Origin of the sequence: Kitasatospora sp. NPDC101155, from assembly GCF_044768305.1 — a bacterium.
Taxonomy (GTDB): Bacteria; Actinomycetota; Actinomycetes; order Streptomycetales; family Streptomycetaceae; genus Kitasatospora.
Window position 1 is genome coordinate 1 of record NZ_JBIWPN010000009.1, and the last position, 12,722, is coordinate 12,722.

Sequence of the window (12,722 nt, forward strand, 5' to 3'; positions counted from 1 at the left end):
GGTGTCGAAAGGGAGAAGGGCCAAGCCGCCGACGAAGGAGGTGGCGCAGTGCCCGCCGACCGTCGGCACCGGATCAGAGCGCCCCGGAGGCGAGCTGGCGAGCAACAGCGAGCGGGCGAGTCACAGCGAGCGGGCGAGTAGCACAGAGCGGGCGAGTCACAGCTCAGCGTCGCGGCAGCACAGGCTCCGGCGGGTCCAGCAGCGGGCGGGGCGGAACCGGGCGGCGGCTGCTCCAGCGCCGGGCCGCCAGCCGGGGCCAGATCACCAGGACGACCGGCAGCGCCAGGTACCCGAACCGCCCGGCCGGGGCGAGCGCGAAGGCGATCGCGAGCCCTGCGGCCAGCAGGTCGGCGGCGGCGATCGCGGAGACCGGCGGCCGGGCCAGCAGCCAGATCGCCACCCCGACCAGGGCGACCGTCATCAGCGCCAGCGAGATGGAGTGCCCGGTCGGCCCGAAGCCGGCCAGCACCTTGCCGGGCAGCGGGCTGCCGGCCGGGGTGCGGATCGCGGTCATCCCGAGCGGGAAGCGCACCACCTGGTCGCGCAGCTGGTCCGGCTGGGCCAGGACGGACGGCAGGATCACCGCCGCGCTCACCCCGACCCCGATCAGCGCGGTGCGGGCGGCGGGCCGGCGCCCGTACAACCGCCAGAGCAGCAGCACGGCCACCGGCAGGGCCGGCCAGGCGGTCCATTTGAGGCTGCAGGCGAGGGCGAGCACCAGTCCGGCGCCGACCGTGCGGTTGCGCTCGGCGAGGGCCATGGCCAGGCAGCAGACCCCGATCAGCGGCAGGTCGACCCCGCCGACGGCCAGGGCGAGCGCTATCAGCGGCGAGGCGGTGAGGACGGCCAGCGGCAGCAGCGGCACGCGCGGGGCGCCGCCGGAGGGGCCGGAGGGGCGCAGCAGCCGCCAGACCGCCAGCAGGCAGACGACGAAGGTGAGGGCGAACCAGATCCGGGCGTCCCCGGCGACCCGGGCGAAGGCGGTGGAGTTGCCGAGCAGCTGGCGCGGCAGCCCGAACAGGGCCATCGCCGGCAGGTACGGGTTGTAGTCGGTGACGATCACCGGGTGCGGCAGGTACGCGTCGCCGGTGGTGAGCAGGAGGTGGGCCGAACGTTCGACCACCATGACCTCGGACTGGTGGCGGCCGGTCAGGGCGAGCAGTCCGAGCGGGGCGAACACGGCACCGGCGAGGGCGACCGCGGCGGCTGTCCGGGGGGCGTAGGAGCGCGGCAGCGTGAGGCAGAACAGCCCGGCCAGGAGGTAGGCGGGGGCCGCGACGAGGCCCCACAGCCGCTGGTTGGGCAGATCGGAGACGAGCGGAAAGGCGGCGGCCCAGCCGGCCGCGATCAGACAGCCGAGCAGCTGGACGGAGCGCAGCGAGGCGAGCCGGGCGGGATTCCACCGAGCGGGCGTGGGCGGAAAGGTGCTCTCGCCGCGCTGGCGGGGGAAGGGCCGGGCGGAGAAGCCTCTGGGGGGACGTCCGGGTCTGGACGGCCGTTCGGCGCTGACGGTCTGGGCCGGCGTTCTGGCGCGGCCGGTGAAGCGGCCGCGCGGGCGGTAGAAGCCGGGCGTGCGGGTGCTCACCATGGTGGAAGGTTATGGGTGCCGACCGGGCCCTGTCGCCATGGCGTCCGGTACCGGTCGGGACGCTACGCGCGTAGGGCCGCCGGGTGTCGTACCGAACGGCGGCCCTTCACGATTGGATAACGACCGGGTCAGCCGGTCGAACTGTCGGCGGGAACGGCCTGCTGCTCGGTCCGCTCCAGCCTGGAGTGCTTGATGCTGTAGCCGAAGTAGACCGCCACGGCGACGACGAGGGCGATCGCGCCGGCCCGGAAGGTGTCGGCGTGCAGGCCGGTGATCAGGTAGATGCAGAAGCCGACGCTGAGCAGCGGGACGACCGGGTAGCCGGGCACCCTGAAGCCGCGCGGCAGGTCGGGCTGGGTGCGGCGCAGGACGATCACGCCGATGGAGACCACCGAGAAGGCGATGAGGGTCCCGAGGCTGGTGATGTCGGCCAGGACGTCCAGCGGGATGAAGGCCGCCAGCGCGCCCACGCCGACGCCGACCACGATGGTGTTCCAGATCGGGGTGCCGGTGCGCGGGGAGAGCTCGGCGAAGCGCTTGGGCAGCATGCCGTCGCGGCCCATCGAGTACAGGATGCGGGTCTGGCCGTAGATCACCACGAGGGTGACGCTGAAGATCGAGATGATCGCGCCGACCGCGAAGATCATCGCGGGCCAGCCCTGGCCGGTGATGTCCTGCATGATCTGGGCGAGCCCGGCCTCCTGGCCGTTGAACTTGGTCCACGGCTGGGCACCGATGCCGGCGAGGGCGACCAGGATGTAGATCAGGGTCACCACGACCAGCGAGATGATGATCGCCAGCGGCATGGTGCGGCGCGGGTTCTTGACCTCCTCACCGGCGGTGGACACCGCGTCCAGGCCGATGAAGGAGAAGAAGATGCTGGATGCGGCGACCTGCACGCCGCCGATGCCGAGCGGCATGAACGGGGTCAGGTTGCCGGAGTGGAAGCCGGTCAGCGCGACGCCGACGAACATCACCAGGATGAGGATCTTGATTCCGACCATGGCCGCGTTGACCTTCGCGGACTCGCTGACGCCGCGGACCAGCAGGAAGCAGACCATCGCGACCAGCAGCAGCGCCGGCAGGTTGAACCAGTGCCCGCCGCCGGGGGCGCCGGAGAGCTGCTCGGGGATCTTGAACCCGAAGGCCAGGTCCAGGAACTTGTTCAGGTACTCGGCCCAGCTGACCGCGATCGCGGAGGCGGAGACGCCGTACTCCATGAGCAGGCAGATGCCGACGCCGAAGGCGACACCCTCGCCGAGGGTGGCGTAGGCGTAGGAGTACGAGGAGCCCGAGACCGGGATCGCGGAGGCCATCTCGGCGTAGCAGAGCGCGGTGAGTCCGGCGGTGACCGCGGCGACCACGAAGGACAGGATGACGGCCGGCCCGGCCGCCGGGACCGCGCTGCTGAGCACGAAGAAGATGCCGGTGCCGATGGTGGCGCCGATGCCGATCGCGGACAGCTGCCAGAGTCCGATGGAGCGGCGCAGGTGGATGCCGGAGCGTCCGCCCTCCTCGGGTGCGCCGGCCGGAAGGCCGTGGCCCTCGCTCTCCGCGATCAGGGTCGAGACGGGCTTGCGTCGCAGCAGACGCGCACCAAGGGTGTTGCTGGCCAAAACTGCGGTCCTTCTGGGCGGGGGAGGGTGTCCTGGTGGCCGGTCACCCGAGGCACCGGGGGGTGCCACCGGGGACCAACCGAACAAACATCGGACAGTACCCCCCGAAGACACCAGTGTCGCAAACAAACAATACTGATCGGCGCATTGTACGAATCGGCGCATCAGACATCGCAAACCGGACACTTCGTACGCGCCGGATTTACTGGACATCGGATAAAAGAGCAGGTCAGTGGCCCTGTCCAGGTCAGCGGCCGAGCACCGCCTGCATCACCGACCGAGCGATCGGCGCGGCCAGCGCGCCACCGGTGACGTCCGTGGCGTCACTTTCCGCGACGACCACGGCCACCGCGACCGGCGGCACCGCGTCCGAGCCGGCCGGCTTGGCCCAGGAGATGAACCAGGCGTACGGCGTCCCGCTGTTGTCCACGCCGTGCTGGGCGGTGCCGGTCTTGCCGCCGACCACCGCCCCGGCGATCCGGGCGTTGCCGCCGGTGCCGTTCTCGACCACGTCGGTCATCAGCCCCTGCACCTGCCCGGCCACCGCCGGGGTCAGCGCCCGCTTGTACACCTCCGGCTTCATCAACTGCACCACGGTGCCGTCGCTCCTGGTCAGCTTGTCCACAAGCTGTGGACGCATCACCGTCCCGTTGTTGGCGACCCCGGCCGCGACCATCGCCATCACCAGCGGTGTGGCCGCGGTGTCGAACTGCCCGATCGAGGAGAGCGCCAGCTGCGACTGGTCCATCGCGGTGTCGAAGTTGGACCGGGCCGGGCGGACCGGCAGGTCCAGCTTCGGGTCGTTGAAGCCGAAACCCTCGGCCGTGGCCGTCATCGCCGCCAACCCGGTCCGCACCCCGAGGTAGCCCAGCACGCTGTTGCAGCTGGCCGTCATCGCGGCGTCCAGCGACAGGCCGGGCCGGTCGCAGGCCGCGCTGTCGTTGACCAGCGGCGTGGTCGTCCCGGGCAGCACGTACGGGAACGGCGCCCCGGTCGGCGCGTTCGGGTCGGTGACCACCCCGCTCGCGAGCGCGGCCGCGGCGGTGACCACCTTGAAGGTCGAGCCCGGCGGGTAGGTCTGGCGCAGCGCCCGGTTGAGCATCGGCTGATCGGTGTCGGCCTGCAGCCGGTTCCAGGCCGTCCGGTCGGAGCCGGAGGAGCCGGCGAAGTCGCCCGGGTCGTAGGAGGGGGTGCTGGCCAGCGCCAGGATCCGCCCGGTGGCCGGCTCGATCGCGGCCACCGCGCCCTTCTGCCGGCCGAGCCCGCGCATCGCGGCCTGCTGGGCGGCCTGGTCGATGGTGGTGTGGACGTCCCCGCCGGGGTTCTGCCGACGGGCGATCGCGTCCCAGAGCGACCAGCCGGTCAGCCGGCCGTCGGTGCCGGCCAGCAGGTCGTCCTCGGTGCCCTCCAGCTGGGAGTTGCCGTACGCCTGGGAGGCGAAGCCGGTGACGGCGGCGTAGGTCGGGCCGTCGGTGTAGGTGCGCTTGTACGCGTAGCGACCGCCGGTGGCCTGGGAGCCGGTGACGGCCTCGGCGCCGACCAGGATGTTCCCGCGCGGCTGGGCGTAGCGCTCGATGGTGAGGCGCTGGTTGGCGCTGTTGTGGTTGAGGCCCTCGGCCTCGAACACCTGCACCCGGGTGGCCTGCACGCACAGCGCCGCGACCAGCAGCAGGCAGAAGGTGGCCGCACGGCGCCCGGTGACCGAGATCCCGGGCAGCCCCTGCGGGCCGTTCCCCTTCAACCGGACCCGCGCCATCAGCCCACCTCCGGCGCGGGCCGCCGGGCGTCGTCGCTCATGCGTCCGGCTCGCTTCGCCCGGAAGCCGCTTCGCGACCACGCCGCCCGGCCTTGATCCGCTCACTGCCCTCGCTCATCCGGACGAGCAGCGCGACGATGATCCAGTTGGTCACCACCGAGGAGCCGCCCTGGGCGATGAACGGCATGGTCATCCCGGTCAGCGGGATCAGCGCCAGCACCCCGCCCGCCACCACGAACACCTGCAGCCCGACGATCGCCGCCAGCCCGATCGCCAGCAGCCGCCCGAACGGGTCGCGCAGCGCGATGCCGGTCCGGAACCCGCGCGAGATCAGCACCGCGTACAGCAGGAACACCGCGATCAGCCCGGTCAGACCGAGTTCCTCGCCGACGGTGGCGAGGATGAAGTCCGACTTGGCGGCGAAGCCGATCAGCACCGAGTGCCCTCTGCCCAGCCCGGCGCCCAGTTCGCCGCCCCAGGCGAAGGCGAACAGCGACTGGGCGATCTGGTTGGCCCCCTTGCCCGCCGCGATCGAGCCCAGCGGGTCCAGCCAGTCCGTCACCCGGCTGTGCACGTGCGGCGAGAGCCAGCCCACCGTCACCGCGCCGACCGCCGCCAGGCCCAGCCCGATCGCGATCCAGCCGGTGCGCGCGGTGGCCACGTAGAGCATCACCACGAACAGGCCGAAGAACAGCAACGAGGTGCCGAGGTCGGTCTCCAGTACCAGCACGCCGACGAAGGCCACCCAGATCATCAGCACCGGCCCGAGCACCCGCCCGCGCGGCAGCTGCCAGCGCCAGACCCGGCGGCCGGTGAGCGCCAGCGCGTCCCGGTGCACCGCCAGGTAGGCGGCGAAGAAGACGGCCAGCAGGATCTTGGCGAACTCCCCCGGCTGGAAGGAGAGCGGCCCGATCACGATCCAGATCCGCGAGCCGTACACCGGCGGGAAGAAGATCGGCAGCACCATCAGGACCAGCGCCACCAGCGCCCCGAGGTAGGCGTAGCGCTGCAGCCGCCGGTGGTCGCGCACCAGCAGCACCACGCCGATGAACAGCGCCACCCCCAGGCCCGACCAGAGCAGCTGGGTGGAGGCGGCGGCCCGTCCCGGGGTGACCCGGTCGAGGCGGTAGATCACCACCAGCCCGATCCCGTTGAGCAGCACGGCGATCGGCAGCAGCAGCGGGTCCGCGTACCGGGCCCGCCACCGGACGACGGCGTGCGCCGCCAGCGCCGGCACGCCCAGCGCGGCGCCGTACTGGGCCGCGTCGGCCGGCACCGTGCCGTCCAGGTTGACGCCGACCTCGATGTAGCCGAACACGGCGATCAGGACGGCGGCCAGCACCAGCACCAGCTCGGTGGTGCGCCTGGTCGGCACCGGCCGGGCGGGCCCGGCGGCGGATCTCGTCACGGCGGAGGGTGTCGCCACGGACCGTCCTGAGGGGGAGGCGGGGAGTCGAAGGAGCCGACCGGGACCGGGTGCCGGTACGGCGGCGCCCATGGTCCGATTCGTCACCCTAACGATCACTATCCATATGTATTGGTTATTCATTGCGGTGTGTCCGCCATTGTCGCAGGGCCACCCGTCCCCGACGGGACCGGCGCGAGCCCAGCGCCCGGTAATCCGCTCTCCACGCGCCGGAGTTCACACCCGGATGGGCAGGTACACCGTCCGGTCCCGTTTGGCCTTGACGAACTGATGATCCCTAGGATCTGGCGCGTGACTACCGGACGACGACCGAAGACCAGGCTCGGCAGCCTGCTGGCCGCCCTGGCGATAACGGGCGCCTCGCTGCTCCTCGGCCTGCCCGCCCATGCCGACGAACCATCAGCCGGCGCCTCATCCGCGCCCAAGGAGAACCCCAAGGTCGACCTGATCCTGGATGTCAGCGGCTCCATGAACACCGCCGACATCCAGGGCAAGAGTCGAATCTCGGTGGCCCAGAACTCGATCGACGAGGTGATCGACGCCCTTCCCGCGGAGGCCGAGTTCGGCATCCGCACCCTCGGCGCCACCTACCCCGGCAACGACAAGACCGTCGGCTGCCAGGACACCAAGCAGCTCTTCCCGGTCGGCAAGACCAACAAGGTCGAGGCCAAGACCGCGGTCGCCACCCTGCGCCCCACCGGCTGGACCCCGATCGGCCTGGCCCTGCGCGGCGCGGCCCAGGACCTCGGCAAGGGCGACGCCACCCGCCGGATCGTCCTGATCACCGACGGCGAGGACGACTGCGCCCCGCCGGACCCGTGCGACGTGGCCCGTGAACTCGCCGCCCAGGGCGTCCACCTGGTGGTCGACACCCTCGGCCTGGCGCACGACGACAAGACCCGCCAGCAGCTGCTCTGCATCGCCAACGCGACCGGCGGCACCTACACCGACGTCCGCACCCCGGAGCAGCTCACCGGCAAGGTGAAGCAGCTGATCGACCGCAACGACGACACGTACACCGTCAACCCGGTCCAGACCAGCGGCACCGACAAGTGCGAGAGCGCCCCGGTGCTCACCCCCGGCGTCTACAGCGACCGCGAGAAGTTCTCCGAGCACCGCGTCTACAAGGTCCCGGTCAAGGCCGGCCAGGAGCTGCGCGCCTCGGTCAGCGTGGCGCTCGACCGCGCGGTGAACCGCGACTACGGCGTCCTGCTCCAGGCCACCAGCACCGCCGGCCAGGAACTCGTCCGCGGCACCGACGCCGGCAGCACCCGCACCGACGTGATCTCCACCGGTCTGCGCTGGTCCACCAACGACTCCAAGGGCTACGTCACGACGAGCCCGACCTCCTCGGCCAAGGACAAGCCGGACACCACCGTCTGCCTGGTCGTCAGCAACTCGCTGGCCCCGCAGGCCGGCGTGCACACCGACCCCGGCATGCCGGTGGAGCTGACCGTGGACCTCGCCTCCGCCTCGCCCGCCCCCGAGGGCGCCGCGATGGGCCTCGGCCGCGGCTGGATCCTGCTGCTCACCCTCACCCTGTCCGGCCTGGTCTTCGGCCTGGTCTCCGGCTGGATCGCACGCTGGCGCATCGCCGTCTGGCGGGAGAACTGACCATGCGTACGACGATCCGCGGCGCCCTCGCCGCCCTCGCCCTGCTGCCCGCCCTCGCGCTGGGCGCCCCGGCCGCCTCCGCCGCGCCCTCGCCCACGGCGAGCGCCGGCGGCACCCCGGCCCCGGCCACCAAGGCCGGCACCTCCTTCCTGACCGCCGTCAACCTCTCCCCCGGCCAGGACGCCAACGTCGCCGCCTCCACCGGCGACTACCTGTACTGGGCGTTCGGCGCCTCCGAGGGCCAGACCCCGACGGTCAGCCTGACCGTCAACCTGGCCCCCTCGGCCGACCGGCACGGCCCGCAGACCTGGACCGTCGAGGTCTTCGACGGGCTGCGCCGCCGCCAGGCCTGCACCGCCGGCACCCAGAACGCCACCGGCGACCAGAGCGCCACCTCCCTGACGCTCAACTGCACCCTGCGCGAGGTCCGCACCTGGGCCGAGCCGTGGTCCGGCGACCCGCTGCCCGGCACCTACTACGTCCGGCTCTCGGTCACCGACGTCCCCCAGCCCGACCTCGGCCTGCCCGCCGGCGCCCAGCTGCACGTCAGCGCCAAGGGCAACGCCGACAACGCCCAGCCGGAGGGCGGCGAGCTCAAGGCCCCGCTGGTCCCGCCGGTCGGCGGCGGCGCGAGCACGGCCAAGGCGGCGGCCCCGGTGGCCCAGAAGGAGCACTGGTACACCGGCTGGTTCTCCGGCTGGAACAGCCGCTGGTACTGGACCATCGGCGGCGGCTTCCTGGCCGCCCTCGCCGGTGTCCTCGGCTACAAGCTGACCCGGCACCCGCGCGGCCGGCGTCCCGGCCACTACGGCGCCGTCCCGCCCCAGGGCTCGCACCAGCACGGCTCCTACGCCGACCGCCCGTAGCGCCGTAGCGCCGTAGCCCCGAGTACGAGAGGGCCGGCCGGACACCGTTCCGGCCGGCCCTCCGGCGCGTCTAGGCTCGAAGCATGCAGCCCCACGGCCGGATCGTGGTCGGTGTGGACGGCTCCGCGCCCGCCCGCGCGGCCGTCCGCTGGGCGGCCCGCCTGGCCGGCCTCACCGGCGGCCCGCTGGAGGCGGTGGCCGTCTGGGACTTCCCCTGCCTCTACGGCGAGCACGGCCTCGTCCCGCCCGCCCTGGACGGCTTCGGCGCGGAGCGGCGGGCGGCCGCCATCCTCGCCGAGACGGCCGGCCTCGCCACGGCGGCCGCCGACCTCGCCGTCCCCCTGCGCCGCCACCTCAAGGCCGGGCCGCCCGGCCCCGCCCTGGTGGCCGCCGCGGTCGGCGCCGACCTGCTCGTCCTCGGCAACCGCGGCCACTCCACCCCGCCGGACGCCCCGCTCGGCACCGTCGCCCAGTACTGCCTGCACCACGCGCCCTGCCCGGTGGTCATCGTCCGGGAGCCCTGAGGCGGCCGTCAGCCCTTGAACAGGTTGTGCCCCACGTCGGACGGCACCTCGTCCTGGACCGGCTTGCTGCCCGGCCCGGGCACGTGCTCGCCGGGCACCGGCTCACTGCCCTCCCGGTGCAGCAGCACCACCCCGTCCTCGGCCCAGAGCTGCCGGTAGCCGTGTGCCAGCAGCAGCTGGATCCGGTCGGCCTGCTCCTTGTCGGTCTTGAACGGGAAGGAGCGCTTGTCGGAACGGGTGAGCACGTACTCGCGCCCGCGCGGCGTCCCGTCCACCAGCACCACGTCCGCCCGCGCGGTCAGCCGCGGTGCGATCTGGTTGTCCGCCTCCACCGAGGCCCCGTCCGGGATCAGCGCGGCCGCCCGGACCAGCGCGGCCTCGCTCGCCTTGGGCTCCCAGGAGGACGGCACCGCCAGCTGCAGCAGTCCGATCGGCACGGCCGCCACCAGCGCCACCCCAGCCGTGCCCAGGCCCAGCAGCCGGGCCCGCCGACGGGTGGGCTCGGGCCGCTCGGCGGCGCTCAGCCGGCCCAGCACCTCGATCGCGGCGGTCAGCAGGATCGGCCAGAGCATCGAGTCGTAGTGCCGGGCGATCGACCAGTGGTTGGGGTTGCTGGAGAGGATCCGCTCGGCCAGCAGCGGCAGGGCGCACAGCGTGGTGGCCGAGCGCAGCGGCAGCAGGAACATCGTGCCGAACAGCCAGAGCAGCAGCAGCGGCTTGAGCGGCTGGTCGAAGGCGGTCTGCACCAGCAGGAACGGGTTGTGCAGCAGGTGCTTCACGGCGTCGCCGCCGTCGTTGCCGAGCGTCGTGTAGTTCCAGTAGTAGCCCGGCTCCCCGCCCATCGCCGGGATCAGCCACTTGATCGCCACCGCCGAGGCGACCGGCCCGCCCAGCAGCAGCCCGATCCCGGTGAAGCGCCCGGCGCGGTCCCCGGTACGGCGGGTGCGCAGCAGCAGCACCAGGCCGTACGCGCCGACCATCAGGCCGAGGTCCTCCTTGGTGCAGCACAGCAGCACCGCGGCGAGCACCACTGCGGCGTACCGGCGGGCCAGGCCCCGCTCCAGCATGAGCAGGGTCAGCGGGACGGCGAACGCCACCTCGTGGAAGCCGACCCGGGCGGCGACCAGCAGCGGCCAGCCGAGCGCGTAGACCAGCCCGGCCAGGTCGGCGGCCCGGCGGGCGGTGCGCGGCTCGGCGGCAGCGAAGCAGTGCGCGGCGATGCGTCGGATCAGCGGCACCCCGAGCGCGAACAGCAGCGCCTGCCCGATGATCAGCGAGCGCGGGCCGTCCCAGATCCAGTACAGCGGCGCGAGCAGCGCCAGCACCGGGGAGAAGTGGTCGCCCAGCAGCGAGAACCCGGGCGGGAACTCGTGGTGGTAGCTCTTCAGCGTCGAGACCGGCAGCCCGAAGTGGGCGTAGCCGCGCACGCCCTGGTCGAAAATGCCGAGGTCGAAGCCGCCGAGCGAGACGGAGGCCCAGCCCTGCAGGCCGACGGCGCACGTCACCGCGAAGCACAGCACGCCGAGCAGCACGGTACGGCGGGCCGGCGAGCCCAGGACGGCTGCCGCCCGGCGGACGGCCGGTACGGCGGCCCGGGGCGGCGACGGGGTTGCGGTCTGGGTGGTCACGTCGACTCTGATCCGTCAGGTCCGGTTGGTCAGGGCGGGGTCACGGTCGGGGTCGTGCCCAGGCTCATGGTCGGGCTCATGGTCAAGCTTGGTGGCCAGCAGCGCCCAGGCACCGGCCGAGGCTTCGACGGCCGGGCGCCGGGCGCGGTACAGCCGCAGGCCGACGACGGCCAGCACGGCGATGCCGAGCGGCGGGTAGATCGAGCCGGGCAGCTGCCAGTACCAGGCGACGCCGCGGCCCCAGCGGTGCGGCACCGTCCACATCACGTGGGAGAGGAACACCACCAGCGTCACGGCGAGCAGCGCCTGCCGCGCCCTGGTCCTGGCCTCCACCACCAGCAGGGCGATCAGCGGGACGCACCAGACCCAGTGGTGGGTCCAGCTGATCGGCGAGACCAGCAGCGCCGTGAAGGCGGCGCAGACGGCGCCCCAGGCGTCGGCCCGGCGCAGCACCCGGGCGGAGCGCCCGGCGAGCACCGCCACTCCGAGCCCGAGCGCGCCGACCAGCGCGGAGGCGATCAGCCCGACCAGGCCGGGGTCGTTGACGTCGAGGAGCCGGCAGACGGCCCCGCGCAGCGACTGGTTGTCCACCAGCACGGTGACGCCCACCCGGCTCGGGTCCCAGAGGTAGGTGCTCCAGAACCCGTACGAGGCGTCCGGCAGCGCGAGCCAGCCGATCAGGCCGGCGCCCAGGAAGGTGGCGATCGAGACCAGGCCGGCCCTGACCCGGCCGGTCAGGAGCAGGTAGACGGCGAACAGGCCCGGGGTGATCTTGATGGCGGTGGCCAGGCCGATGCCCACGCCCTTGAACCGGCTGCGGTCCGGGCGGGTCAGGTCCCACAGCACCAGGCAGAGGATGCCCAGGTTGACCTGGCCGTACTGGAAGGTGGTGAACACCGGCTCCAGCCAGACGCCGAGGCCGGTCGCGAGGATCACGGCGGCCGGGCGGGCGCGCTCGGGCCAGCCGGCCAGCCGGAGGGAGAGGTGGACGGCCCCGGCGAGCAGCGCGCAGTTGAGGAGCATCACCAGGACGCGCAGGGTGCTCACGTCGAACCAGGTGCTCGGGACGAACAGCATCGCGGCGAACGGTGGGTAGGTGGCCGGGAGGTCCCAGCCGGGCAGCCGCATCGCGTAGAGGTCCTGGCCGTTCACCACGGCCTGGCCCTCGGCCCGGTAGACCAGCATGTCGACCATGGTCGCCCCGTGCAGGTGCCGCACCAGGACGAAGGCCGCCAACGACACCGCCGCCGCGCAGGCCGCCGCGATGGTCCAGGAATTCGGTCTTCCGGTTGCCGGGCCGCCTTCGGGCTCCTCCGGCTCCGCTTGTCGCGTCCACCGCTTCAGACCGAACTCGCGCACCGCGATGGCACCCCGTTGAGATAGACCAGATCGTTCCCTCGTCAGCGTCTGGGCCCAACCACCATAACCGACCCTTCTGAGACCCAAACGGCGTCAGAATCCGCCCCGCGAGAGGGCTGTGACCTCGACCACAGCAGTCGCTCCGGTCGGCCCGGGAGTCACGACCGGAGCCGCAAAACGCGAAATCCCGCCGGGAGTTGACTCCCGGCGGGATTTGCTGGACCGACCGGAGTCGATCCGTTGGGTGGAGCTGAGGGGATTCGAACCCCTGACCCCCTCGATGCGAACGAGGTGCGCTACCGGACTGCGCCACAGCCCCAACGAGAAGAAACTCTAGCACCTTTC

The 12,722-nt window shown here is 72.6% G+C and carries 9 protein-coding genes and 1 tRNA gene; 3 read left to right on the top strand and 7 right to left on the bottom strand.

What is annotated here, in order from left to right:
* Positions 1-163: 163 nt before the first annotated feature.
* From ACIRYZ_RS15475 to ACIRYZ_RS15490, 4 genes are all read right to left on the bottom strand, one after another.
* Positions 164-1,588: a glycosyltransferase 87 family protein gene (locus tag ACIRYZ_RS15475; protein WP_402944072.1), complete on the bottom strand. Its 1,425-nt coding sequence runs from the start codon at positions 1,586-1,588 to the stop codon at positions 164-166.
* Positions 1,589-1,716: 128 nt separating this feature from the next.
* Complete coding sequence (locus ACIRYZ_RS15480) at positions 1,717-3,204, bottom strand: amino acid permease (RefSeq protein ID WP_402944074.1); 1,488 nt, start codon at positions 3,202-3,204, stop codon at positions 1,717-1,719.
* 247 nt (positions 3,205-3,451) lie between these two features.
* The gene (locus ACIRYZ_RS15485) at positions 3,452-4,960 is read right to left on the bottom strand and encodes a penicillin-binding transpeptidase domain-containing protein (protein WP_402944076.1); all 1,509 of its coding nucleotides are present in this window, start codon (positions 4,958-4,960) and stop codon (positions 3,452-3,454) included.
* A gap of 37 nt (positions 4,961-4,997) precedes the next feature.
* Positions 4,998-6,368 carry an FtsW/RodA/SpoVE family cell cycle protein gene (locus ACIRYZ_RS15490; protein WP_402944078.1) on the bottom strand — a complete coding sequence of 457 codons (1,371 nt, stop codon included), beginning with the start codon at positions 6,366-6,368 and terminating at the stop codon, positions 4,998-5,000.
* A 309-nt stretch (positions 6,369-6,677) separates the two neighbouring features.
* Between ACIRYZ_RS15490 and ACIRYZ_RS15495 the strand changes: the two genes are divergently transcribed.
* From ACIRYZ_RS15495 to ACIRYZ_RS15505, 3 genes are all read left to right on the top strand, one after another.
* The gene (locus ACIRYZ_RS15495; RefSeq protein WP_402944080.1) at positions 6,678-8,000 is read left to right on the top strand and encodes a VWA domain-containing protein; all 1,323 of its coding nucleotides are present in this window, start codon (positions 6,678-6,680) and stop codon (positions 7,998-8,000) included.
* Between the two features lie 2 nt (positions 8,001-8,002).
* Positions 8,003-8,866 carry a peptidase gene (locus ACIRYZ_RS15500; RefSeq protein ID WP_402944082.1) on the top strand — a complete coding sequence of 288 codons (864 nt, stop codon included), beginning with the start codon at positions 8,003-8,005 and terminating at the stop codon, positions 8,864-8,866.
* 83 nt (positions 8,867-8,949) lie between these two features.
* Positions 8,950-9,390 carry a universal stress protein gene (locus tag ACIRYZ_RS15505; RefSeq protein WP_402944084.1) on the top strand — a complete coding sequence of 147 codons (441 nt, stop codon included), beginning with the start codon at positions 8,950-8,952 and terminating at the stop codon, positions 9,388-9,390.
* Between the two features lie 8 nt (positions 9,391-9,398).
* Here ACIRYZ_RS15505 and ACIRYZ_RS15510 read toward each other — a convergent pair whose 3' ends face one another.
* The 3 genes from ACIRYZ_RS15510 to ACIRYZ_RS15520 form a co-directional block, all read right to left on the bottom strand.
* Positions 9,399-11,018, bottom strand: coding sequence for a DUF2079 domain-containing protein (locus tag ACIRYZ_RS15510; RefSeq protein WP_402944085.1), 1,620 nt, complete (start codon positions 11,016-11,018; stop codon positions 9,399-9,401).
* A 15-nt stretch (positions 11,019-11,033) separates the two neighbouring features.
* On the bottom strand, positions 11,034-12,377 hold the full coding sequence (locus ACIRYZ_RS15515) for a glycosyltransferase 87 family protein (RefSeq protein WP_402944087.1): 1,344 nt from the start codon (positions 12,375-12,377) through the stop codon (positions 11,034-11,036).
* Between the two features lie 245 nt (positions 12,378-12,622).
* Positions 12,623-12,696: transfer RNA gene (locus ACIRYZ_RS15520), tRNA-Ala, on the bottom strand.
* Between the last annotated feature and the right edge of the window lie 26 nt (positions 12,697-12,722).

Bases quoted from the DNA above. Each gene is read 5' to 3' on its own strand.
- ACIRYZ_RS15505 (WP_402944084.1), top strand. From the start codon at position 8,950: ATGCAGCCCCACGGCCGGATCGTGGTCGGTGTGGACGGCTCCGCGCCC.
- ACIRYZ_RS15485 (WP_402944076.1), bottom strand. From the start codon at position 4,960: ATGGCGCGGGTCCGGTTGAAGGGGAACGGCCCGCAGGGGCTGCCCGGG.
- ACIRYZ_RS15475 (WP_402944072.1), bottom strand. From the start codon at position 1,588: ATGGTGAGCACCCGCACGCCCGGCTTCTACCGCCCGCGCGGCCGCTTC.
- ACIRYZ_RS15500 (WP_402944082.1), top strand. From the start codon at position 8,003: ATGCGTACGACGATCCGCGGCGCCCTCGCCGCCCTCGCCCTGCTGCCC.